Consider the following 21,544-nt stretch of genomic DNA (forward strand, 5'->3'; position numbering starts at 1 on the left):
GCCACGGGCCCGGTTCACTGTCAGTACTGCGACTGGAGGTGCTGCCAGAAGCCGTCGCGCAGCGCCCGCCGCAGATGGGCGTGGCCGCGCAGCGAGTGCTGGAGCAGGCGTTCGGCCTCGACCAGCAGGTCCTGGTCGACGGAGCCCGGCAGGTACGGGTGTCCGGGGAGCAGGTCGGCCAGGGAGTCGCGGCCGCGGGCGGAGAGCCAGTTCGCGGCGATCTGCGTGCCGACGAAGCGGACGTCGTCGCGCGAGGGCGCCGGGGAGTCGTCCTCGTAGGTGGTGACGGGCCGTCTGGTCACGTAGGGGCGGCAGAAGTCGAGGTCGAAGGTGCGCTGGCTGTCGACCTCCCAGAGCAGCGGTTCGGCCTGGTTGCGGCCTTCGCCGGCCTCGATGCCCCACAGGTGGACGCGGGCCCCGTACCCCTGTGCGGCCTCGACGGCGGAGACCAGGTCCTCGTCGCCGCCGACGAGTGCGGCGTCGCTGATGGCACGGTGGCGGGCGAGGGATTCGAGGTCGGTGCGGATGAGTGAGTCGACGCCCTTCTGCTGGTTGTTGGCGTTGAGGTTGCCGAGTCTGACCTTGACGTCGGGGAGCTCCGCGATGGACTGCTGCTCAACGGTGTGGATCCGGCGCCTGGCCCCGTCGTACCAGTAGACGCGCAGGAGGCGGCTGTCCGCGAAGATCGTGCGGGCCTTGTCGATGAAGGCCTCGATCAGCCCCTCCGAGTCGAGGTCGAAGGAGCGCCGGTCCTCCGTGCCGGTGACGAGCAGCCCGGCCGCGGCGTACACATAGCCCGCGTCGACGAAGATCGCGTGGGTCGAGGGGGTCTTCGACACCTCGGCGAGCACGCGCTGGAGCAGCTCGTTGGTGCGGTCCAGGCGCTCACCGATCTCTGCCTCGTTCATACGGGCCTCGTCGCGGATGTCGTCGTCCGCGCATGCTCGGTTACCTGCTGGTACTTAGACATCCAAAAAATTTCCTTAGCGTAGGGAATGATTGCAGGGAGCAAGCCGTTGTACACCTCGTGGGGCGCGAGACGTACCAGCCTGGCGCTCCTCATCCTTGCGGACGGGTCACCCGTCCTCCCAGTAGTTCTCCAGCAGGAGGATCAGACGAAGGGAAGCCATATGCGCTTCGAGATCATGCGACTCGACGATGTCGACGGTACCGCCGTGGACAGCACCGTCGTGGACGCCGCCTCCGTCAACCGGATCGTGCAGCAGGCCGCGGCATTGGGCCAGCGCATCTATATCCGCCCGGCCGACACCTCGGCCTCGTAACACCTTGCCCGTATATAAGTTGCCCGCATAAAGACGAGCGCCCCCGCACGGATCGATCGTGCGGGGGCGCTGTGCCGCGCGGGGCCGGGTCAGGCGTTCTGGATGACCTGGGTGACGCCGTTGATGATCTGCTGCACGGCGATGGCGGAGAGCATCATCCCGGCGAGCCTGGTGACCAGCACGACGCCGCCGTCCTTGATGACCCGGATGATCAGCAGCGAGTAGCGCATGGTCAGCCAGAGCACGACGTGCATGGCGACGATCGCCGTCCAGACCGAGAGCTGGCTCCCGACGCTGTCGGCGTGCTGCACGGCGAGGATCACCGAGACGATCGCGCCGGGGCCGGCGAGCAGCGGCATGCCCAGGGGGACGAGTGCCACGTTGACGTCCTTCGTCTGCGTCGGCTCGTCGGTCTTGCCGGTCAGCAGGTCCAGCGCGATCAGCAGCAGGAGCAGTCCGCCCGCGATCATCAGGGCGGGTACGGAGACGTGCAGGTAGTCCAGGATCTGCTGGCCGAGCACTCCGAAGACGGCGATCACGCCGAAGGCGACGGAGACCGCCTGGAGCGCCATCTTGCGCTGCGTCTTGGCGGGGCGGCCTGCGGTGAGGGCCAGGAAGATCGGGGTGATTCCGGGCGGATCCATAATCACAAAAAGCGTGAGAAAAAGGGATCCGAAGACAGCGACGTCGAACACAGTGAGCCTTGCGAGGAGAGAGCGGGCATGCGGTGGGGGCGGCGCGCCGGGCAGCTGCCGGACCGGTGTCCGCCGGAGATTCCGGCGGACACCGCGGCAGGCCGGTGCGCGGGGGTGGGGTGCGGCGCGGGATCCCGCCGGGGGCAGGAGTCGCGCGTGGGCCGTTACGGGACGAGCGGTCCGCCGGCTCCCGGCACCGGGAAGGCCCCGGTGGCGCGCCGGGTGATCTCGCCGTAGATCTCGGGGTCGGTGACGTTCTCCCCGAGCCGTACGGTCTTGCGGCTGCCGTGGTAGTCGCTCGAACCGGTGGCCAGCAGCCCCAGCTCGCGGGCGAGCCCGCGCAGCCTGGCCCTGGTCGCCTCGTCGTGGTCCATGTGGTCGGCCTCGACACCGCCGAGCCCGGCAGCGGCCAGCTCCGCGATGGCGGATTCGGGGACCACGTGGCCGCGTTTGACGGCGCCCGGGTGAGCGAGGACGGTGACGCCGCCGGCGGCCTTGACCAGCCGGACCGCGTCGAAGGGGTCGAGCTCGTGCTTCTCGGCGTGGGCGCGCCCGCCGTCGGCCAGCCACTGCGGGGTGAAGGCGTCGGAGACGCTCGGCACGACGCCGAGCTCGACCAGCGCGGTGGCGATGTGCGGCCGCCCGACCGATCCGTCACCGGCGATCCGCGCTACCTGCTCCCACTCGACCGGCACGCCCAGCTCCTGGAGCTTGCGCACCATGGTCCTGGCGCGCGGCACCCGGTCGTCGCGCACCAGCTCGCGCTCGCGCGCCAGCTCGGGCTCTTCGGGGTCGAAGAGGTACGCCAGCATGTGCAGCCCGCCCACGCCGTCGAGCCGGCAGGACAGCTCGGCGCCGGTGACCAGGGTGAGCCCCTCGGGCAGCCCCGCTATCGCCTCCGCGTGTCCGCGGACCGTGTCGTGGTCGGTGAGGGCGACGACGTCCAGACCTGCGGCGGCGGCGTTCCGTACCAGCTCTGCGGGGGTGTCGGTACCGTCCGACGCGGTGGAGTGGGTGTGCAGGTCGATGCGCACGACGCGGACTCCAGTGCTCGCGGCCGGATGGGGGGACGCCCAAGGATAACCGGCCGACGCGTGGATTCCGGACCCGGCCGGAGGGGGCACGGCGACCGCTCAGGGCCCGCCGAGCAGCCGGGGGGTGAGCGCGCCGCAGGGCACCAGGTCGACCTCTCCCCCGGCGTCACGCAGATCGGTGAGCACCAGTTCGTCGTACATCAGGAGTCCGGACTGCTCGGGCCAGACGATCGCCCACAGCCACAGGCCGCGCGCCTCACCGGCGAAGACGGCCCGGTCGTCGGGAGCGTTCTTCACGTGCCAGAGCGGCGTCGGGCGTCCGGCGGCGAGCACCTTGACGTCCGGCGGGCCGTCCACCCGCAGATACGGGCCCGGGTCGGGGCCGTCGATCCCGGCGTACCGCGCACCGAGCCCGACACCGAGCTCCTCCGCGACGAGCAACAGCTCACCGATGCCGCCGAGCGGCCCCGGTCCGGAGCAAGCGACGGCGGTCGCCCGGCCGCCTCCCCGGTCGTCGCCCGCGCACGCCACCCCGGTGAAGAGCCAGCCCACCGGCAGCGGCCAGGGCATCCACACCGGCACCCGGGCGCGGTGCACCACCACTCCGAGCGCCTCGACGCTGGGCGGGATGACCGGCTGCATCGGCTGCACGCTGCCGTGCACGTCGCACTGCCAGGTGTCGTCGAAGAAACCGGGCGCCTTGACCCGGCCTCCGCACTTCGGGCAACTGGGTTCGCCCCTCATAACAACCAACCGTCCTCCCCGCCCGTCGCCGCGTCAAGGACGATCACCCTTCCGCAGCGCGGCTCTCATCAGCGGATTTAGATGTAGCTTGCATTTATTAGCCCCTCTAACTTATTCTGTGCATAACGCATCGATCTAGTGGAGAGCGAGTAGTCCCATGCAGGGAGAGGATCCGTTCGACCAAGGAACGGTCAGCATCCTGCGCCAGCCGAAGGCCGTATGGGCCACAGCGGGCGCTTCTGTTGTCGCGTTCATGGGAATCGGCCTGGTGGACCCGATTCTGCCGTCCATCGCCAAGGGCCTTGAGGCGACGCCGAGCCAGGTGTCGCTGCTCTTCACCTCCTACTTCCTGATCACCGCCGTCGCGATGCTGGTGACCGGATTCGTCTCCAGCCGCATCGGCGGGCGCAAGACGCTGCTGGCCGGACTGGCGCTCGTCGTGGTCTTCGCCGCGCTGTCCGGCACCTCGTCCTCCGTCGCGGAACTCGTCGGCTTCCGGGCCGGCTGGGGCCTGGGCAACGCCCTCTTCGTATCGACCGCGCTCGCCGTGATCGTCGGTGCGGCGGCGGGCGGCAGCTCGGCGGCGATCCTGCTGTACGAGTCGGCGCTCGGCCTCGGCATGGCCTGCGGGCCGCTGCTCGGCGCGCTGCTCGGTGACGCCAGCTGGCGCTACCCGTTCTTCGGTACGGCCGCGCTGATGGCGATCGGCTTCGTCTGCATCACGGCGTTCCTCAAGGAACAGCCCAAGCCCGCGAAGAAGACCTCACTCCTCGACCCGGTCAAGGCGCTCGGCCACGGCGGGCTCGCCTCCGTCGCCACCTCGGCGTTCTTCTACAACTACGCGTTCTTCACGATCCTGGCGTTCACGCCGTTCGTACTGAACATGTCGCCGTACAAGTCCGGCGCCGTCTTCTTCGCCTGGGGCCTGCTGCTGGCGGTCTTCTCGGTACTCGTCGCACCGAGGCTGCAGAAGCGCTTCGGCTCGCTCAAGGTGGTCGGCGCCTCACTGGTGCTGCTCGCCGCCGACCTGGTGATCCTCGGCTACGGCAACCACACCACGGCCATCGTCTGCACGATCGTCTCCGGCGCCTTCATCGGCATGAACAACACCGTCTACACGGAACTGGCGCTCGGGGTGTCCGACGCGCCGCGTCCGGTGGCCAGCGCCGGTTACAACTTCGTCCGCTGGTTCGCCGCGGCCGCCGCGCCCTTCCTGGCCCCGAAGATCGAGGAGTGGAGCAACATCCACATCCCGTTCGTGATCGCCGCCGTCGCCGCCGTCATCGGCGCGATCGTCATCTGGGTGCGGCGCTCGGCCCTGAACCACGAGGCCGAGGAGCTGGAACCGAAGCACGCGACCGAGGACGGCGTCACGGTCTTTGCCAACTGAGCCGCCCCGCCGGGGCCCCGCCCCGGCCCCGCCCCGGCCCCGTACCGCCCCGCCCGTGGCCACCTCCTCGCCACGCGGCGGGGCTTTCGGCTGTTCCGCGCGCCCCGGTGTCAGTCCAGGGCCACCGAGGTACGCAGCGGATCGCGCAGGTCCGTCCCCCGGGACAGCCACCGCTCCTGGAGCTCCTGCGCGCCCCTGACCCGCTTCCAGGCCGCCTCGTTGGGCGTCATGGGCAGCAGCGGCAGAAAGCGCACCGCCTCCATCGGGGCCGCCAGCTCCAGATCCTCGACCAGCCCACCGGACTCGGCGACGAGCACCGAACTGAACGGCGCGCCGGGCCACAGCGGTTCACCCACGTCCAGCGAGGCCCCCGGCGCCACGACCACCCCCTCCACCTGCGGCGAGGCCGCCAGCACCGCGAGCCTGCGCAGCACCTGGTCGGTGTCCGCGAGCCCGGCCCGCACTGAGAGGACCAGCTCGGCCCGCGGCCCCTTCACCGGGTCTGCGAACGGGTCGGAGGGGTCGGCCATCGGCTGCGCGGACATGCCGAGCGTGGCGTACCTCACCACGTCGCCGTCGATGAAGCGGAGCACCTCGATCCGGTCGGTGCCGAGGAACGTCACTGCCGCGCGTGCGTCCGGTTCGCCCAGGGCCGTGCGCAGACGGGCCTCGACCGGAGCAAGAATTTCTGCCATGCGGCGAGCATAGGACGCGTATGGAACGGGCAAAGTAAGAGATTGGCCCTGTGCCTGCTGATAGCCTGGCCGCGCCGGTCGGGACAGCACGCAGAAGCGTCGCTCTCAAGTCCCGACGCAACGTCGTCCCTCACGGGGGACCGACCGGAGGAGGTGGGGCTGCGGTGGATCCAAGTCGACCGTGCAGTACCAACCGCTCTTCCGTCCGACACCTTTCTTCTGTGATCTGACGCCTGCCCGGCCACGGCCCCTGGCGTTTCGCACGACGGAAGAGCACCCCCTTTTTGCCTGTCTGTAGCGAACGCCGTCATCGCGCCGCCGCGGTGCCGCCCGCTTTGCGGACGTGAGCCCACGTCCCCATTCCGGGCTGTTCCACGCCCCCGCCGACGGCCCTCCGTGAAGGAGCCAGCCATGTCGATGATCCGTGACCTGCGCGCTGTGGTGCGCCCGTCCCTGCGCAAGACCAACACCCTGCACAGCAGTTACGACGCCACGCGAGACCCGTCCGCCTCCAGCGCGGTCGTCGACTGCGCGGTCTACCGCGACGGACGCCGCGTGGCGGAGGAGGACGGCACCTGCCGTACGCCGCACGAGGCGATGCTCCGGGTCCGGGAGAAGGGCGGCTTCGCCTGGATCGGCCTCCACGAGCCGACAGAGGAGGAGTTCGCCGGCATCGCCCGGGAGTTCGGGCTGCACCCGCTGGCCGTGGAGGACGCCGTCCACGCCCACCAGCGGCCGAAGCTGGAGCGGTACGACGACACCCTGTTCACCGTCTTCAAGACCATCCACTACGTCGAGCACGCCGAACTGACCGCGACCAGCGAGGTCGTGGAGACCGGCGAGGTGATGTGCTTCACCGGCCGGGACTTCGTCATCACCGTGCGGCACGGCGGCCACGGCTCGCTGCGCGCGCTGCGCCACCGCCTCCAGGACGACCCCGAGCTGCTCGCCAAGGGCCCCTCGGCAGTGCTGCACTCCATCGCGGACCATGTGGTCGACGGCTACATCGCGGTGGCCGGTGCGGTGCAGGAGGACATCGACGAGGTGGAGATCGAGGTCTTCTCCACCCCCGACAAGGGCGGCCCGCGCGGTTCGGACGCCGGCCGGATCTACCAGCTGAAGCGCGAGGTGCTGGAGTTCAAGCGGGCCGTATCGCCGCTGCTGCGCCCGATGCAGCTGCTCAGCGAGCGGCCGATGCGGCTGATCGACCCGGACATCCAGAAGTACTTCCGGGACGTCGCGGACCACCTCGTACGGGTACAGGAAGAGGTCATCGGCTTCGACGAGCTGCTGAACTCCATCCTCCAGGCCAACCTGGCGCAGGCGACCGTCGCGCAGAACGAGGACATGCGCAAGATCACCTCCTGGGCGGCCATCGTCGCCGTCCCGACGATGATCTGCGGGGTCTACGGCATGAACTTCGACCACATGCCGGAGCTGGCCTGGACGTACGGCTATCCGATGGTGCTGGGCTTCATCGGGGTGGTCTGCTTCTCCATCCACCGCATGCTCAAGCGCAACGGCTGGCTCTGAACTGCTCGTGCCCATCTCCCCGGGGGCGCCCGTCTAAGCTCTGCTGCATGACTGCTGCTGACACGCTGCTCGGACCGGCCCTCGTCGAGGAGGCCACCAAGAAGTCGGGGCTGGTCTGGGTGCGCGGCACCGGGCCCGCGCGGGCGCTGTGGCACGTGTGGCACGAGGGCGCGGCGCTCCTCGTCGGGGACGGCCCCGGCGAGCAGCCGCTCCCGGCCGGCCTCACGGACGGCGGGAACGCGGAGGTGACCGTCCGCAGCAAGGACAAGGGCGGCCGGCTCGTCGCCTGGACCGCCTCCGTGGCCCAGCTCGCCCCGCACTCCGAGGAGTGGGAGGCGGCGGTGGCCGAGCTGAAGGGCAAGCGGCTGAACGCACCGGACGCCGAGCAGCTGGCCGAGCGCTGGGCACGCGAGTGCCGGATCCTGCGGCTGACGCCGCTCGATTCCCGTACGGACCTGCCGACGGGCTCGGGGGCGGCGGCGCCGCTGCCCACCGCCGCGACCACCCGGCTGCCGGTACCGGCCGGGCTGCCCCGCCTGCTGAAGCGCTCGCTCAGGAAGCGGTAGCCGGTCCTTGCCCAGCAGTCGGTCCTCGCCCCGGGGGCCGGTCCTCGCCCCGGGGGCCGGTCCTTGCCCGGGGGCGGTTACGACGTCGACTTGGGCAGCTGCTGCCCGTAGTCGACCGTGTCGTCCTCGGCCGGGGCCTTCAGCGCGAAGTCCTTGCCCCAGTCCGCGAGCGTGATGACGCCCCCGCCGCCGCCGCGTGCGAAGCGCAGCGGGTACGGCTTGCCCTCCAGGGACACATCGAGTGCGCCGCCCTCGCCCTTGCCGCCGGTGATCCGGATGGTGCGCTCCCCGCCGACCTTGTCCCGGTCCCCCTTGCCGACCTCGCCGTGCAGCGTGAGCAGCCCGTCGAGCAGCACCTTCTTGTCGGTGAATCCGCGCAGCTGCTTGTACGTGGGGTCGTCCTCGGGGACCTTCACGTACTTGTCGTCGAGCTTGTCCGCCGCGGCCCCGTCGGCCCCGCTCGCCTTTCCGGCGTCGGCCGTGCCGTGGTTCCAGAAGCCGGCGTCCGCCTTGAGGTAGAGCACGTCCCCGATCCGGAGCAGCTCGAAGGTGCTGTTCTTCGAGGTGACGGAACCCGCCCCGCCCTTGTCCTTGAGCCGCATGTTGAGTCTGTACGTGCCGCCCTTGCTGACCAGGGTGCCGGCCAGCCGGACCATGTCGGAGGAGTCCGCCGCGGCCCGCGCCTTCTTCTCGATCTCCGGCGCGTCCAGTCTGCCGACGCCGTTGGTCCCCTTGTCCGGATCCTCGTCCGCGCACGCGGTCAGCGCCGCGGTCAGCCCGGCGCAGAGCACGACGGCGAGGGTGGCGGTCCGGCGGCGGGCCCGGACGGCCGGGACGAAAGAGGTCACAGGCGCACTGCCTCTCATCTGCGTGCTCTCATCTGCGTGGGCGGTGGGTGGCAGACGGCAGCGTACCTGTGCGGCCTACACCTTCCGGCAGGGAGTCGCGACGACCGCCCTCCAGGGCGACCTGCGAGAGTACGGGCTAGCCTGATCCCGTCATAACGGTGCAATAAACGTCACAACAGACCGGATGCGTAAGCCGGCGACGAAGGAGGAGGAGCGGGCATGGCAGCAGGAACGCCCCGGGTCTTCGTCTCGCACCTCTCCGGTGTGCCGGTCTTCGACCCGAACGGGGACCAGGTGGGGCGCGTCCGCGACCTGGTCGCGATGCTCCGGGTCGGCGGCCGGCCGCCCCGGCTGCTCGGCATCGTCGTCGAGGTGGTGAGCCGGCGCCGGATCTTCCTGCCGATGACCCGGGTGACGGGCATCGAGTCGGGGCAGGTCATCACCACGGGCGTGGTCAACATGCGGCGCTTCGAACAGCGGCCCACCGAACGTCTGGTGCTGGGCGAGTTCCTCGACCGGCGGGTCAGCCTGGTGGAGACCGGCGAGGAGGTCACCATCCTGGACGTCGCGATCCAGCAGCTGCCGGCCCGCCGCGACTGGGAGATCGACAAGTACTTCGTGCGCAAGGGCAGGGGCGGCGCACTGCGCCGCAAGGGCGAGACCCTGACGGTCGAGTGGTCGGCCGTCAGCGGATTCTCGCTGGAGGAGCACGGGCAGGGCGCGGAGTCGCTGGTCGCCACGTTCGAGAGGCTGCGCCCGACCGACGTGGCCAACGCCCTGCACCACCTCACCCCGAAGCGGCGTGCGGAGGTCGCCGCCGCGCTCGACGACGACCGGCTGGCCGATGTCCTGGAGGAGCTCCCCGAGGACGACCAGGTGGAGATCATCGGCAAGCTCCAGGAGAGACGCGCCGCGGACGTCCTGGAGGCGATGGACCCCGACGACGCAGCCGACCTGCTCTCCGAGCTGCCGGAGGAGGACAAGGAGCGGCTGCTGACGCTGATGCGCCCGGACGACGCGGCGGACGTCCGGCGCCTCATGTCGTACGAGGAGCGGACGGCGGGCGGCCTGATGACCACCGAGCCGATCATCCTGCGCCCGGACGCGACGGTGGCCGACGCGCTCGCCAGGGTCCGTCAGCAGGACCTCTCCCCCGCGCTCGCCGCCCAGGTGTACGTGTGCCGGTCGCCCGACGAGACGCCCACGGGCAAGTACCTGGGCACGGTGCACTTCCAGCGGCTGCTGCGCGATCCGCCGTTCACCCTGGTCAGCTCGATCGTCGACAGCGATCTGGTGGCGCTGACGCCGGAGACCCCGCTGTCGGTGGTAACCAGCTACCTGGCGGCGTACAACCTGGTCTCGGTGCCCGTGGTGGACGAGAGCGGCTCGCTGCTGGGTGCGGTGACCGTCGACGACGTACTCGACCACCTGCTGCCCGACGACTGGCGGGAGACCGACTTCCACGGGCGCGAGGGGGTGCTCCGTGGCCGGTGAGGAGCGCTCCAGGGCGTCGAACGGTTCGACGGCCCTGACCCGTACCCCCAGGACCCGGCTCGACCAGCCGAAGGACCCGCGGCGGCGGCTGCTGCCGGAGTACGACCCGGAGGCGTTCGGCCGGTTCTCGGAGCGGATCGCGCGGTTCCTGGGGACCGGGCGGTTCATCGTCTGGATGACGCTGATCATCATCGTCTGGGTGGTGTGGAACATCTTCGCGCCCAAGGAGCTGCGGTTCGACGAGTACCCGTTCATCTTCCTGACCCTGATGCTCTCCCTCCAGGCCTCCTACGCGGCCCCGCTGATCCTGCTCGCGCAGAACAGGCAGGACGACCGCGACCGGGTCACCCACGAGCAGGACCGGGCCCAGAACGAGCGCTCCATCGCCGACACCGAGTACCTGACCAGGGAGATCGCGGCGCTGCGGATGGGCCTCGGGGAGGTCGCCACCCGGGACTGGATCCGCTCCGAGCTGGAGGACCTGGTGCGGGATCTCGACGACCGCCGGACACCGGCCGGGGCCGACAGTGACGAAGACCGCTGACGGGGCTACCCGCGCGTAGCGGACGGCGCCGTACCATCGTCTGTATGGCTACGGAAGACGCGGTGCTTGAGGCACTGGCGACAGTGAACGACCCGGAGATCCACCGCCCGATCACCGAGCTGGGCATGGTGAAATCGGTCGAGATCGATCCTGACGGTGTGGTCGCTGTCACGGTGTATCTCACCGTCTCCGGCTGTCCGATGCGCGAGACGATCACCAAGAACGTGACCGACGCGGTGGCCCGCGTCGAGGGAGTGTCCCGGGTCGAGGTCACCCTCGACGTGATGAGCGACGAGCAGCGCAAGGACCTGGCGTCCTCGCTGCGCGGCGGCACGGCCGAGCGCGAGGTGCCTTTCGCCCAGCCCGGCTCGCTGACCCGGGTGTACGCGGTGGCCTCCGGCAAGGGCGGCGTCGGCAAGTCCTCCGTCACCGTGAACCTGGCGGCCGCGATGGCCGCCGACGGCCTCAAGGTCGGCGTCGTGGACGCGGACATCTACGGGCACAGCGTGCCCCGGATGCTCGGCGCGGACGGCAAGCCGACCCAGGTCGAGAACATGATCATGCCGCCGTCCGCGCACGGCGTGAAGGTCATCTCCATCGGCATGTTCACCCCGGGCAACGCCCCCGTGGTGTGGCGCGGCCCGATGCTGCACCGCGCGCTCCAGCAGTTCCTCGCCGATGTGTACTGGGGCGATCTGGACGTCCTGCTGCTCGACCTGCCGCCGGGCACCGGTGACATCGCGATCTCCGTGGCCCAGCTGGTGCCGAACGCGGAGATCCTGGTCGTCACGACCCCGCAGCAGGCCGCGGCAGAGGTGGCGGAGCGGGCCGGCTCGATCGCCGTCCAGACCCACCAGAAGATCGTCGGCGTCGTCGAGAACATGTCGGGCATGCCGTGCCCGCACTGCGACGAGATGGTCGACGTGTTCGGCTCCGGCGGTGGCGCCCGGGTCGCGGAGGGGCTGACGAGGACGGTCGGCGCCGAGGTCCCGGTGCTCGGCTCCATCCCGATCGACGTGCGGCTGCGCGAGGGCGGCGACGAGGGCAAGCCCGTCGTCCTGTCCGACCCCGACTCCCCGGCGGGCAAGGCGCTGCGCTCCATCGCGGACAAGCTGAGCGGCCGTCAGCGCGGTCTGTCGGGCATGTCCCTGGGAATCACCCCGCGCAACAAGTTCTGACCCGGACGGGCCCGTGGCGGGCCGGGAGCATCAGCCCCGGCCCGCCACGGGCCCCTCGCGGCTACGCGTACGACGTGATGTCACCGACGACCGAGAAGCCCAGCCCGTACGCGCTCATCCCGCGCCCGTAGGCCCCGATGTGCACTCCACCGTGGGCGGAGCCGGCCAGCACCCAGCCGAACTCGGACTCGCGGTAGTGGAACGCCACCGGCACACCGTCGACCGGCAGCGAGAGCGCCGACCACGCGGGGCCGTCCAGATCGTCGGCCAGCTCGAAAGCCGTCTCCGTCTGCTGGTCCAGCCAGTCGTCCCGCAGGGTGTGGTCCATCTGCGCGGGCCAGGTGTAGGCCAGCAGGCCGGAGCCGGCCAGCCAGGCCGCGGAGGAGACCGTCGTCGCGTCCAGGACGCCCGTGCCGTCGCCGCTGCGGCGCACCGGGCTGCTGGCCACGGTCACGACGACCGCGAACCGCTGTCTGTCCTCACCCGCGTCGCTCCGCACCGAGGGTTCGTCGCCGTGGCCGGTGGAGCCGTGCTGCACCGTGCCGTCCGCTGCGGTGCCCACCTGCATCAGCCAGCGCGGCCCGGTGAACGCCTCGTCAAGTCCGTACCAGGGGAACGGTGCCTGCAGATAGCCGTCGACCGTGAGCCGGGCCGCAGGCACCCCCTCTGCCGTGCCTGTTTCCGGCGCACCATCCGCGCCCACCCGACTCGTTGTCTCCATCTGTCCGGCCGCCTCCTCGATCCGTAGGGTCCGGAGCGGCCCGCCCCCCTCGGGCGTCCTCACAACCGGACAGATGGAGAATAGCCATACCGTCCGGACGAGTCGGGATTGACGGGGGTCAGGTGGCGTCTGCGTCGAACGGCGGGTGATCGTCCTTCTTCGGCTGCTCACGCTTCTTGAGCAGGTCGGGGCCGCCCGCGGAGCCGTTCGCCGCGGTGACCGCGGAACCGCCCGACACGCCGCTCTTCGCCTCCACGGACGAGGTCGCGCGGCCGTTGACCGCGTCGGTGACCTCGGAGACCTCCTTGCGCAGGTCGAAGCTCTCGCGGATCTCCTTCAGCCCCAGATCGTCGTTGCCGTCCATCAACTGCTTGCGGACGAACGTCTTGGGGTTGAGGTCCTCGAACTCAAAGTCCTTGAACTCCGGGCCGAGCTCCGTGCGGATGTCCTCCTTGGCACTCTCCGAGAACTCACGGATCTTGCGGATGAAGCGCGAGACGTCCTGGATGACCTTGGGCAGCTTATCCGGACCGAAGACGAGCACGCCGATGATCGCGAGCGCCACCAGCTCCAGTGGGCCTATGTCATTGAACACCTTGCGGCTCCTCGTGTTCTCCGCGACCAGGTCGGATGAGGTCCGGACCCGGACCACGGTACCCGTCGAAGCCGTCCGTGCGGTAGCTTCCCGTGGCCGTCACGTGCCGGTTGCCGAGCCGAGCGTCAAACTCATGGCCAGGTCTTTACCACCGCGGGTCAGCTTGAGGTCCAGCCGGTCACCCGGCCGGTGCGAGCGGATCTTCACGATCAGCTCCTCGCCACTGTGCACCCGCCCGCCGTTCACCTCGGTGATGACGTCACCGGGCCGGATCCCGGCCTTGGCGCCCGGACCGCCCTCCGCGACGGAGGACTTGCCGTCGGCACCCCGCTGCCCGACCTTGGCGCCGTCACCGGTGTACTTCATGTCGAGCGTGACGCCGATCACCGGGTGGGTGGCCTGCCCGGTGTTGATCAGCTCCTCTGCGACGCGCTTGCCCTGGTTGATCGGGATGGCGAAGCCGAGGCCTATGGAACCGGCCTGGCCGCCCTCGGTGGTCGAGCCGCTGTCCGCGGCACGGATGGCGCTGTTGATCCCGATGACGTGCGCGTCGGTGTCGACCAGCGGTCCGCCGGAGTTGCCCGGGTTGATCGGGGCGTCGGTCTGCAGCGCGTCGACATAGCTGATGTCGCTGCCGTCGCCCTTCTCGCCGCCCGCCGTGATCGGCCGGTCCTTGGCGCTGATGATGCCGGAGGTGACCGTGTTGGACAGGTCGAACGGCGCCCCGATGGCCACCACCGGATCGCCCACCCGCACGTTGTCGGAGTTGCCGAGCGGCAGCGGCTTGAGCCCCGAGACACCGCTGACCTTGACCACGGCCAGGTCGTAGCCGCTGTCCTTGCCGACCACCTCGGCGCTCGCCGTCTCGCCGCCGCTGAACGTCACGGTGATCTCGCCGGACGAACCGGCCGGCGCGACGACGTGGTTGTTGGTGAGGATGTGGCCCTTGTTGTCGAGCACGAAGCCGGTGCCGGTGCCGGATTCGGTGCTGCCGCTGACGTGCAGGGTGACCACGCTGGGCAGCGCGCTGGCCGCGATACCGGCGACGCTGTCGGGGGCGCGGCCGCCGCCGTTGCGTTCGTCCTGGGCCAGCTCGATCTGGGTGAGGCCGCCGTTGCGCTCTATGTACGCGCCGATCCCGCCACCGATGCCGCCCGCGACCAGGGCCAGCAGCAGCGCGCCGACGAGGACGGACCCGCGCCGGTTCTTCCGCTTGCTGCCGTCGGAGGCGAGCGGGGAGCCTGGATTGGTGATCAGGGGCTGCCGGGGCGCCCCCCAGGGGTCGTACTGGAGCCATTGCGGCGACGGGGGGTGGTGGGGCTGCTGGGACTGCTGGTGGGGCTGCTGGTGGGGCTGCTGCTGCTGGTGGGCCTGGTGGGGCTGCTGTGGGTGGGGCTGCGGAGGTTGCTGGCCCTGCGGCTGGTGGGGTTGCTGTGGCTGTTGGCCCTGCGGCTGGTGGGGTTGCGGGGGCGGGAAGGCGGCCGGGGGCGCCGGGGTCGGGGCGGGGGCCGTGGCCGGTGCCGTCGCGATGCCCGCGCCGTTCGTCCCCGAGTAGGGCGGCGGTACGGGGGTGCCGTGCGCCGGTGTCCGGGCCGGTCGTTGCACGGGGGGCGCGGGTGCCCAGGGGCCGGGGCCGCCGTAGGGCGGGGTGCTGTACTGGTCGGGCTCGTGAAGCGGCTGCGCGGCCTGCGGCGCGGGCTCCACCGTCACGGACTCCGTCGGCTCCGGCGAATCCGTCGGCTCCACGTCCGCTTCCGTCCCGGCGCTCACCGCCGTCGCGTCCGACGGGGGTACCGCGTCATCGACGGGCGACGGCTCCTGAGGCGCCGCGCTCGTACCGCGCCCCGGCGCGGGCCGGCTCCACCACTTCGCCTTCGGCTCGGTGGGCTTCCCGTCGTCCATGCTCTCCCCGCAACTGCCTCAACTGGCCTCTGCACGCCCCGCAGGGGCGTCCCTCCCGGAAATCCTGCCGGAATTCAACCAGGTTTGTGCATGCCCTGCGCCGGCCTGTGTCACCGACGGGGAAGGAGCGGCAGTCCGTGGTTGGCGGGAACCGGCAGCCCGGCGGCCGAGGTGGGCGTCCGCGACGGCTCGGGGGAGGCCGTGGAAAGCCCACTGCCGAGTGCCTGCGCGAACAGCGGGCTGGTGCCGTTGGGGCGTATCAGCGAAGGCGCGGACACATCGGTCCGGACGGGAAGCGCGTACCGGCTCCCGGTGAGGCCGCCGGTGCCGAGCAGGGAGGGCGCGGAGGAGAACGTCAGCGGCGCGGCGTTCATCGCGAGGGAGACCGGGCGGTCGCTCGTACCGGCCGCCGTGAGTGCGCCGTGACCGCCGCCGCGACGGCTGACGGTGGTGCCGCGCTCGGCACGCGCGTCGGCGTCCAGCGGCGCGACGCTGCTTCCCGGGCCCTCGGCCCGGGTCGGGGAATCGGGCCCCGCGTCCGTCGGGAGAGCGCCGCCCAGGGCGATGGCGGCCAGCGAGACGGCGCTGGCGGCGGCGAACGCGAACCTGCGACCCCGCCAAGGCGAGCGGTCCGCCTCGCGGCTGACCTCGTGAATACGGAACGTGGGCCGGTCCGCTCCGGCCGGAAGGACCGCGGCGGAACCGTGCGCCGTCGGGAGGTAGCCGAAACCGTCCAGCGGGGAGCCACCGGAGGACGAATCCGCCCGGCCGCCGGAAGGACGCGTCACGGGGAAGACTCCGTCACCGAAACGGCCCGAGCCGCCCATTGGTCCTCCCCGACTGTCGCCGTCACCCCCCGGTCCACCGGGAAGGCCCTGCAACCGGGCAAGGAAGCCCTCGGAGGGACAGGGCGGGGCCGAATCGGCGAAGACACTCTTCAGGCGCCGCTGGGCGGCAGCCTCGGCCTTGCACTTGGCGCAGGTCGCGAGGTGGGCGAGCACCCGGTCACGGGCGTCGTGCTTGAGCTCGCCGTCGACAAGCGCGGCGAGCCTGTCCCCCAGGTGTTGTTCCGCGGAGGTCGGACCTGTGCCACTCACGCCGCTCCGCCCTCCCCTGCCACGAGCACCCCGGTCAGCGAGCGCTGCTCCGCGCGGGCCTCCGGCGAACGGTGCTTCAGCGCCTTGCGCAGGTGGGAGCGCCCGCGGTGGATGCGGCTGCGCACGGTGCCGAGCTTCACGCCGAGCGTCGCGGCGATCTCCTCGTAGGAGAGTCCCTCGATGTCACAGAGCACGACCGCGGCCCGGAACTCGGGCGCGAGGGTGTCCAGCGCCTGCTGGACGTCGGCGTCGAAGTGGGTGTCGTTGAAGACCTGCTGGGGCGAGGGCTCGCGGCTCGGCAGCCGCTCGGCGGCGTCGTCACCGAGGGAGTCGAAGCGGATCCGCTGCTTACGGCGCACCATGTCCAGGAACAGGTTGGTCGTGATGCGGTGCAGCCAGCCCTCGAAGGTGCCGGGCGTATAGGTCGACAGCGAACGGAAGACCCGGACGAAGACCTCCTGAGTGAGGTCCTCCGCGTCGTGCTGGTTTCCCGTCAGTCGATAGGCAAGGCGGTAGACACGACCGCTGTGCGTGCTGACGATCTCTTCCCATGAGGGCGGCGTCCAGGCCTGGGAGGCATCCGAGGCGAAGGTCGCGGTCGTTGCGGAGTCGTTGGAAGAACGGTCAGCAATGTTGGTCACGGATTTCGGCTCACCCGCCGACCTGAGGAAGCGCCACAGCACTCCTCCCCGATCCACAGGCGCAGCCGCACCTCCCCTATCGGCTCTGGTGGTGTCCAGTGGAGCCCCTACCATAGCCACCTCGCCCGTTAGCTCCGGATAAGCCTTTTTCCTGCTGGGGCCGGGGAAGACCCCGGGAACCGACTGCCCGTGATCCCGGACCCGATCTAACGGGACCGATCCACGGGCTTTCCCCTGTCCTTTCATAACGCCCGGTCCCATCTGCGGGTTCCCGGGTGCAGCGGATACAGTCACCGTTGCGTCAACTACGGGGACAGGAGAGGGCCATCACAGCCAACCGGCAGACGAGCTGGGCGTTCGCCGACGCCTTTGTCGCCGAGGACGAAGCACTGCGCTGGGCCCGGGACCGGGCCCGGGACGCGGGGCTCCGCTCGGTGTCACCGGGCACCGGCGCCGCGCTGCGCCTGCTCGCTGCCACGACGGATGCCAAGGCGGTCGCCGAAATCGGCACCGGCACGGGCGTGTCCGGCATCTATCTGCTGCACGGCATGCGGCCGGACGGGGTGCTGACCACGGTCGACCCGGAACCCGAGCGCCAGCAGTTCGCCCGTGAGGCCTTCCGGGCGGCGGGCTTCGCCGCCAACCGGGCCCGCTTCATCCCCGGCCGCGCCCTGGACGTACTCCCCCGGCTGGCGGACGGCGGATACGACCTCGTCTTCTGCGACGGCGACCGGATGGAGAGCCTCGACTGCCTCGCTGAATCGTTGCGCCTGCTGCGACCTGGTGGCCTGGTGTGCTTCGAGGGCGTCTTCGCGGACGGCCGTACGGTCGACTCCGCGCCCCAGCCCGCGGAGGTGCTGCGCCTGCGCGAGCTGCTGCGCGCGGTCCGCGAGAGCCAGGAGCTGATGGCGACGCTGCTGCCGGTGGGCGACGGTCTCCTCTGCGCGGTACGACGCGGCGAAAGACCCTAAGGACCTCTCGCCCCGCTTCCCCGCCGACGCTTCGTCACATGTCACCTGGATCACACCCGGATCACCCGGCACCGAACGCACTACTGCCCCGGCGCGGAATCCGCGCCGGGGCAGTAGTGAAGTGTGGGCTCCTCTGCGTCAGCCGACGACCTTCTTGAGGGCATCGCCCAGCGCATCGGCCTCGTCCGGAGTCAGCTCCACGACAAGCCGACCGCCGCCTTCGAGCGGAACGCGCATGACGATGCCCCGCCCCTCCTTTGTCACCTCGAGCGGGCCGTCGCCCGTCCGCGGCTTCATGGCCGCCATGCTCGTTCCCCTTCCTGAAACCAGCTCATCGCAACCGGCGGCCCCATGACAGGCGCTGCCTCACCGGCATCGAACACATTGCTTCCAGGCCATTATCCCGCATCACAGACCCCGATGACCAACATCGCTCTGCATCGCTTGCGCAACGCGCTCGCTCAAAACCACCCAATTCGGCGAAGGGACTGCGATACTCCGTCCCCCTCAGCCCTCCATCGGGGCGGAATTGTTAGACGCAGGTCACATGTTCGCCTCCGCCGAAGTCGGCCATGCTTGCCTCGACAGACTTTGGACGAGGCGCAAAAGGGGACCCCACATGGCCGACGCCGTGCTCTGCGACGTGAGCGACGGGCTCGCGACGATCACGATCAACCGTCCCGACGCGATGAACGCGATGAACACCGCGACCAAGGTGGCGCTGCGTGACGCGCTGACGTCCGTCGCCGCCGATCCCGCCGTGCGGGCGGTACTGCTCACCGCGGCGGGCGAACGCGCCTTCTGCGTCGGCCAGGACCTCAAGGAGCACGTCGTCAAGCTGGCGGAGGCCCGTGAGTCGGCCGGCGGCAACGCCCTCAGCACCGTGCGGGAGCACTACAACCCCATCGTGCGGGCCATCACCGAGATGCCGAAGCCCGTCGTCGCCGGGGTCAACGGGGTCGCGGCCGGTGCCGGTTTCGGTTTCGCGCTCGCCTGCGACTACCGGGTGGTCGCGGACACCGCGTCGTTCAACACCTCGTTCGCCGGTGTCGCGCTCACCGCGGACTCGGGCGTCTCCTGGACGCTGCCCCGGCTGATCGGCCCGAGCCGCGCCGCCGACCTGCTGCTCTTCCCGCGCTCGATCTCCGCGCAGGACGCCCACGACCTGGGCATCGTGAACCGACTGGTACCCACCGCCGAGCTCGCCGCCGAGGCCGCCGCGGTCGCCCGCGCACTGGCGGACGGCCCGACCGTGGCCTACGCGGCGCTCAAGGAGTCCCTCGCGTACGGGGCGGGTCACACCCTGGGCGAGGCGCTGGAGAAGGAGGACGAACTCCAGACGCGGGCGGGCGCGTCGCAGGACCACGCGATCGCGGTGCAGGCCTTCCTCAACAAGGAGCGGCCCAAGTACCTGGGGCAGTAGTCACCCCAGGATCGGGCCCGGCCCCTACGCCCCGGTGCCGCGTGACACGCAGTCGACGAGATGGTCGTCGACCAGCCCGCACGCCTGCATCAGGGCGTAGGCGGTGGTGGGGCCGATGAAGCGGAGCCCACGCTTCTTGAGGTCCTTGGACAGCGCCGTGGACTCCGCCGTGACCGCCGGGACATCCCCGAGCGTGCGCGGGGCGGGCCGGGTGGCGGCGTCCGGGGCGTACGACCAGATCAGCTCGTCCAGCTCACCGCCCTGCCAGTCGGCCAGCACCTTGGCGTTGGCCATGGTGGCGTCGATCTTCGCGCGGTTGCGGATGATTCCCGCGTCGGCCAGCAGCCGTTCCCGGTCGGTGTCGGTGAACTGAGCCACGGCGGGGATGCTGAACCCGGCGAACGCGGTGCGGAAGCCTTCCCGGCGGCGCAGGATCGTCAGCCAGGACAGCCCGGACTGGAACGCTTCCAGGCACAGCCGCTCGAAGAGCGCGTCGTCGCCGTGGACCGGGCGGCCCCATTCCGTGTCGTGATAGGCGAGGTAGTCCTCGGTGGACAGGCCCCACGGGCAGCGCAGCCGGCCGTCCGCCGCGGCTTCGGCTCCGCCGCTCATCGCCCGCCCTCCTCGTCCGGCCGCTGCGCGGCGCCGCCGGGCCCCCGGCTCCCCGGCTGCTCCTCCTGCTGCTGCGGCTGCGGCTGCGGCTGCCAAGGTGCCTGCCAGGGCGTCTGAGGCAGCTCCTGGGGCTCCTTGAGGAGATCCGGGCCGCCCGCCCTGGTGGCCTGCGCACCGGCGAGCACCGACTCCAGCTCCGCGATCCGCGCGTCCCGCTCGGCGAGCTCGGCGCCGAGCCGGCCCAGCGCCTCGTCGACATCCGTCATCCGGTAGCCGCGGACGGCGACCGGCAGTCTGAGCGCCTCGACATCCGCGCGGCCGACCGGGCGCGTCGCGGGCAGCGGATCCGTCAGCTGCTCGGGCGCCACGTCCTGAAGGATGGCGCTCCTCCCTCCGCCGATCACCGCGAGGGTGACCGCGGCGACCACAACCACCATCGCGAGCAGCAAGAACCAGAACACGCGCATCTCCCCGGGAGCGGAATTTCGTCCAGGTCCGATCGTGCCATGCGGCACTGACAGCCAGTGCCTCGCATTAGGGTCGCAGTCAGTCCCGGCGGGCGTTCTGCCGGGGGATTCACAGGGAGAAGACACGGGATGCGAAGCGGTGCGCTCAGGCTGGGGCGGCGCGAGTTCGGGGCGCACGAGCCGGTGATCATGGCGATCGTGAACCGTACCCCTGACTCCTTCTACGACCGGGGCGCGACGTTCCAGGACGAGCCGGCGCTCTCCCGCGTCGAGCAGGCCGTGGCGGACGGTGCCGCGATCATCGACATCGGCGGGGTGAAGGCGGGGCCCGGCGAAGAGGTGACCGCCCAGGAGGAGGCCCGCCGGACCGTCGGATTCGTCGCCGAGGTGCGCCGGCGTCACCCGGACGTGGTGATCAGTGTCGACACCTGGCGCCACGACGTCGGCGAGGCGGTCTGCGAGGCCGGTGCCGATCTGCTGAACGACGCGTGGGGCGGCGTCGATCCGAAGCTCGCGGAGGTCGCCGCGCGGTACGGGGCGGGTCTGGTGTGCACGCACGCGGGCGGCGCGGAGCCGCGGACCCGGCCGCACCGGATCGGATACGAGGACGTGATGGCCGACATCCTCCGGGTGACCGTGGGGCTGGCCGAGCGGGCCGTCGGGCTGGGGGTCCGGCCGGACGGCATCATGATCGACCCCGGTCACGACTTCGGGAAGAACACCCGTCACTCCCTGGAGGCGACGCGCCGTCTCGGTGAGATGACGGAGACGGGCTGGCCGGTGCTGGTCTCGCTCTCCAACAAGGACTTCGTGGGCGAGACGCTCGACCGCCCGGTGAAGGAGCGCCTGACCGGCACCCTGGCGACGACCGCGGTGTCCGCGTGGCTGGGGGCGCGGGTGTACCGGGTGCACGAGGTGGCGGAGACCCGGGACGTCCTGGACATGGTGGCGACCATCGCCGGGCACCGGGCACCGGCCGTGGCGCGGCGGGGGTTGGCGTAGGCGCTGGGTGCGCGGGCGGGGCGGGCGGGGCCGGCCCGCCCGCGCACCCCGCGCCTCAAAACCCCGCGGGGCGGGGACACACGCCCCCAGGCGGGCCGAAAAAAGAACC

Annotated in this window: 24 protein-coding genes; 10 read left to right on the plus strand and 14 right to left on the minus strand. The window is 70.9% G+C overall.

What is annotated here, in order from left to right:
- Positions 1–20: 20 nt before the first annotated feature.
- Entirely contained in the window at positions 21–908 is an 888-nt protein-coding gene (locus tag ACZ601_RS22625; RefSeq protein ID WP_440577971.1) for an NYN domain-containing protein, read from the minus strand.
- 222 nt (positions 909–1,130) lie between these two features.
- On the opposite strand from ACZ601_RS22625, the gene ACZ601_RS22630 reads away from it, so the two are divergent.
- Positions 1,131–1,283 carry a hypothetical protein gene (locus tag ACZ601_RS22630; RefSeq protein ID WP_199884445.1) on the plus strand — a complete coding sequence of 51 codons (153 nt, stop codon included), beginning with the start codon at positions 1,131–1,133 and terminating at the stop codon, positions 1,281–1,283.
- 89 nt (positions 1,284–1,372) lie between these two features.
- Here ACZ601_RS22630 and ACZ601_RS22635 read toward each other — a convergent pair whose 3' ends face one another.
- The 3 genes from ACZ601_RS22635 to ACZ601_RS22645 all read right to left on the minus strand — a co-directional run bounded on the left by ACZ601_RS22635 (position 1,373) and on the right by ACZ601_RS22645 (position 3,756).
- Complete coding sequence (locus ACZ601_RS22635) at positions 1,373–1,978, minus strand: MarC family protein (RefSeq protein ID WP_073736585.1); 606 nt, start codon at positions 1,976–1,978, stop codon at positions 1,373–1,375.
- A gap of 164 nt (positions 1,979–2,142) precedes the next feature.
- The gene (locus tag ACZ601_RS22640; protein WP_469540710.1) at positions 2,143–3,012 is read right to left on the minus strand and encodes a PHP domain-containing protein; all 870 of its coding nucleotides are present in this window, start codon (positions 3,010–3,012) and stop codon (positions 2,143–2,145) included.
- 99 nt (positions 3,013–3,111) lie between these two features.
- Positions 3,112–3,756: a DUF6758 family protein gene (locus ACZ601_RS22645; RefSeq protein WP_469540713.1), complete on the minus strand. Its 645-nt coding sequence runs from the start codon at positions 3,754–3,756 to the stop codon at positions 3,112–3,114.
- A 157-nt stretch (positions 3,757–3,913) separates the two neighbouring features.
- Between ACZ601_RS22645 and ACZ601_RS22650 the strand changes: the two genes are divergently transcribed.
- The gene (locus ACZ601_RS22650; protein ID WP_440577351.1) at positions 3,914–5,146 is read left to right on the plus strand and encodes an MFS transporter; all 1,233 of its coding nucleotides are present in this window, start codon (positions 3,914–3,916) and stop codon (positions 5,144–5,146) included.
- Between the two features lie 110 nt (positions 5,147–5,256).
- Here ACZ601_RS22650 and ACZ601_RS22655 read toward each other — a convergent pair whose 3' ends face one another.
- Positions 5,257–5,841: a suppressor of fused domain protein gene (locus ACZ601_RS22655; protein WP_469540716.1), complete on the minus strand. Its 585-nt coding sequence runs from the start codon at positions 5,839–5,841 to the stop codon at positions 5,257–5,259.
- A gap of 411 nt (positions 5,842–6,252) precedes the next feature.
- On the opposite strand from ACZ601_RS22655, the gene ACZ601_RS22660 reads away from it, so the two are divergent.
- A complete protein-coding gene (locus ACZ601_RS22660; RefSeq protein WP_469540719.1) occupies positions 6,253–7,374 on the plus strand; it encodes a magnesium and cobalt transport protein CorA in 1,122 nt (373 codons plus the stop codon).
- Positions 7,375–7,421: 47 nt separating this feature from the next.
- The gene (locus tag ACZ601_RS22665) at positions 7,422–7,940 is read left to right on the plus strand and encodes a hypothetical protein (RefSeq protein ID WP_469540721.1); all 519 of its coding nucleotides are present in this window, start codon (positions 7,422–7,424) and stop codon (positions 7,938–7,940) included.
- A 77-nt stretch (positions 7,941–8,017) separates the two neighbouring features.
- Here the strand turns inward: ACZ601_RS22665 and ACZ601_RS22670 are convergent, their stop codons facing one another.
- Positions 8,018–8,788: a hypothetical protein gene (locus ACZ601_RS22670; RefSeq protein WP_440577355.1), complete on the minus strand. Its 771-nt coding sequence runs from the start codon at positions 8,786–8,788 to the stop codon at positions 8,018–8,020.
- 219 nt (positions 8,789–9,007) lie between these two features.
- On the opposite strand from ACZ601_RS22670, the gene ACZ601_RS22675 reads away from it, so the two are divergent.
- The 3 genes from ACZ601_RS22675 to ACZ601_RS22685 are packed head-to-tail and all read left to right on the plus strand — an operon-like array spanning position 9,008 to position 12,004.
- The gene (locus ACZ601_RS22675; RefSeq protein WP_440577356.1) at positions 9,008–10,282 is read left to right on the plus strand and encodes a magnesium transporter MgtE N-terminal domain-containing protein; all 1,275 of its coding nucleotides are present in this window, start codon (positions 9,008–9,010) and stop codon (positions 10,280–10,282) included.
- Positions 10,272–10,826 (plus strand): DUF1003 domain-containing protein, encoded by a 555-nt coding sequence (locus tag ACZ601_RS22680; protein ID WP_440577357.1) that lies wholly within the window; start codon positions 10,272–10,274, stop codon positions 10,824–10,826. Before ACZ601_RS22675 ends, ACZ601_RS22680 begins: the two co-directional genes overlap by 11 nt.
- Before the next feature lie 44 nt (positions 10,827–10,870).
- Positions 10,871–12,004 (plus strand): Mrp/NBP35 family ATP-binding protein, encoded by a 1,134-nt coding sequence (locus ACZ601_RS22685; RefSeq protein WP_440577358.1) that lies wholly within the window; start codon positions 10,871–10,873, stop codon positions 12,002–12,004.
- Between the two features lie 61 nt (positions 12,005–12,065).
- Here ACZ601_RS22685 and ACZ601_RS22690 read toward each other — a convergent pair whose 3' ends face one another.
- The 5 genes from ACZ601_RS22690 to sigE form a co-directional block, all read right to left on the minus strand.
- Complete coding sequence (locus tag ACZ601_RS22690; protein ID WP_440577359.1) at positions 12,066–12,725, minus strand: hypothetical protein; 660 nt, start codon at positions 12,723–12,725, stop codon at positions 12,066–12,068.
- Between the two features lie 118 nt (positions 12,726–12,843).
- Positions 12,844–13,320 carry a sec-independent translocase gene (locus ACZ601_RS22695; RefSeq protein WP_440577360.1) on the minus strand — a complete coding sequence of 159 codons (477 nt, stop codon included), beginning with the start codon at positions 13,318–13,320 and terminating at the stop codon, positions 12,844–12,846.
- 99 nt (positions 13,321–13,419) lie between these two features.
- Positions 13,420–15,222, minus strand: a complete 1,803-nt coding sequence (locus tag ACZ601_RS22700; protein ID WP_469540727.1) for a trypsin-like peptidase domain-containing protein — start codon at positions 15,220–15,222, stop codon at positions 13,420–13,422.
- Between the two features lie 110 nt (positions 15,223–15,332).
- Positions 15,333–16,319 carry a zf-HC2 domain-containing protein gene (locus tag ACZ601_RS22705; protein ID WP_469540730.1) on the minus strand — a complete coding sequence of 329 codons (987 nt, stop codon included), beginning with the start codon at positions 16,317–16,319 and terminating at the stop codon, positions 15,333–15,335.
- A complete protein-coding gene (gene sigE / locus ACZ601_RS22710; RefSeq protein WP_440578655.1) occupies positions 16,316–17,074 on the minus strand; it encodes an RNA polymerase sigma factor SigE in 759 nt (252 codons plus the stop codon). Before sigE ends, ACZ601_RS22705 begins: the two co-directional genes overlap by 4 nt.
- Before the next feature lie 182 nt (positions 17,075–17,256).
- Between sigE and ACZ601_RS22715 the strand changes: the two genes are divergently transcribed.
- Positions 17,257–17,931: an O-methyltransferase gene (locus tag ACZ601_RS22715; RefSeq protein WP_440578656.1), complete on the plus strand. Its 675-nt coding sequence runs from the start codon at positions 17,257–17,259 to the stop codon at positions 17,929–17,931.
- 138 nt (positions 17,932–18,069) lie between these two features.
- Here ACZ601_RS22715 and ACZ601_RS22720 read toward each other — a convergent pair whose 3' ends face one another.
- The gene (locus ACZ601_RS22720; protein WP_003966491.1) at positions 18,070–18,237 is read right to left on the minus strand and encodes a DUF3117 domain-containing protein; all 168 of its coding nucleotides are present in this window, start codon (positions 18,235–18,237) and stop codon (positions 18,070–18,072) included.
- A 313-nt stretch (positions 18,238–18,550) separates the two neighbouring features.
- On the opposite strand from ACZ601_RS22720, the gene chcB reads away from it, so the two are divergent.
- Positions 18,551–19,354, plus strand: a complete 804-nt coding sequence (gene chcB / locus ACZ601_RS22725) for a 2-cyclohexenylcarbonyl CoA isomerase (protein ID WP_469540735.1) — start codon at positions 18,551–18,553, stop codon at positions 19,352–19,354.
- Between the two features lie 24 nt (positions 19,355–19,378).
- Here the strand turns inward: chcB and ACZ601_RS22730 are convergent, their stop codons facing one another.
- Both ACZ601_RS22730 and ACZ601_RS22735 read right to left on the minus strand, forming a co-directional pair.
- Entirely contained in the window at positions 19,379–19,966 is a 588-nt protein-coding gene (locus tag ACZ601_RS22730) for a DNA-3-methyladenine glycosylase I (RefSeq protein ID WP_440578658.1), read from the minus strand.
- Complete coding sequence (locus ACZ601_RS22735; RefSeq protein ID WP_469540739.1) at positions 19,963–20,427, minus strand: hypothetical protein; 465 nt, start codon at positions 20,425–20,427, stop codon at positions 19,963–19,965. The genes ACZ601_RS22730 and ACZ601_RS22735 overlap by 4 nt, the downstream gene beginning before the upstream one ends.
- Before the next feature lie 135 nt (positions 20,428–20,562).
- On the opposite strand from ACZ601_RS22735, the gene folP reads away from it, so the two are divergent.
- The gene (gene folP, locus ACZ601_RS22740; protein WP_440578660.1) at positions 20,563–21,435 is read left to right on the plus strand and encodes a dihydropteroate synthase; all 873 of its coding nucleotides are present in this window, start codon (positions 20,563–20,565) and stop codon (positions 21,433–21,435) included.
- Positions 21,436–21,544: the final 109 nt, after the last annotated feature.

The organism is Streptomyces sp. NPDC104307 (genome assembly GCF_055584045.1).

Excerpts from the sequence above, each read along its gene's own strand:
- sigE (WP_440578655.1), bottom strand. The coding sequence starts at position 17,074 with ATGGTAGGGGCTCCACTGGACACCACCAGAGCCGATAGGGGAGGTGCG.
- ACZ601_RS22645 (WP_469540713.1), bottom strand. The coding sequence starts at position 3,756 with ATGAGGGGCGAACCCAGTTGCCCGAAGTGCGGAGGCCGGGTCAAGGCG.
- ACZ601_RS22665 (WP_469540721.1), top strand. The coding sequence starts at position 7,422 with ATGACTGCTGCTGACACGCTGCTCGGACCGGCCCTCGTCGAGGAGGCC.
- folP (WP_440578660.1), top strand. The coding sequence starts at position 20,563 with ATGCGAAGCGGTGCGCTCAGGCTGGGGCGGCGCGAGTTCGGGGCGCAC.
- ACZ601_RS22625 (WP_440577971.1), bottom strand. The coding sequence starts at position 908 with ATGAACGAGGCAGAGATCGGTGAGCGCCTGGACCGCACCAACGAGCTG.
- ACZ601_RS22630 (WP_199884445.1), top strand. The coding sequence starts at position 1,131 with ATGCGCTTCGAGATCATGCGACTCGACGATGTCGACGGTACCGCCGTG.
- chcB (WP_469540735.1), top strand. The coding sequence starts at position 18,551 with ATGGCCGACGCCGTGCTCTGCGACGTGAGCGACGGGCTCGCGACGATC.
- ACZ601_RS22685 (WP_440577358.1), top strand. The coding sequence starts at position 10,871 with ATGGCTACGGAAGACGCGGTGCTTGAGGCACTGGCGACAGTGAACGAC.
- ACZ601_RS22675 (WP_440577356.1), top strand. The coding sequence starts at position 9,008 with ATGGCAGCAGGAACGCCCCGGGTCTTCGTCTCGCACCTCTCCGGTGTG.
- ACZ601_RS22655 (WP_469540716.1), bottom strand. The coding sequence starts at position 5,841 with ATGGCAGAAATTCTTGCTCCGGTCGAGGCCCGTCTGCGCACGGCCCTG.
- ACZ601_RS22690 (WP_440577359.1), bottom strand. The coding sequence starts at position 12,725 with ATGGAGACAACGAGTCGGGTGGGCGCGGATGGTGCGCCGGAAACAGGC.
- ACZ601_RS22700 (WP_469540727.1), bottom strand. The coding sequence starts at position 15,222 with ATGGACGACGGGAAGCCCACCGAGCCGAAGGCGAAGTGGTGGAGCCGG.
- ACZ601_RS22720 (WP_003966491.1), bottom strand. The coding sequence starts at position 18,237 with ATGGCGGCCATGAAGCCGCGGACGGGCGACGGCCCGCTCGAGGTGACA.
- ACZ601_RS22660 (WP_469540719.1), top strand. The coding sequence starts at position 6,253 with ATGTCGATGATCCGTGACCTGCGCGCTGTGGTGCGCCCGTCCCTGCGC.
- ACZ601_RS22650 (WP_440577351.1), top strand. The coding sequence starts at position 3,914 with ATGCAGGGAGAGGATCCGTTCGACCAAGGAACGGTCAGCATCCTGCGC.
- ACZ601_RS22730 (WP_440578658.1), bottom strand. The coding sequence starts at position 19,966 with ATGAGCGGCGGAGCCGAAGCCGCGGCGGACGGCCGGCTGCGCTGCCCG.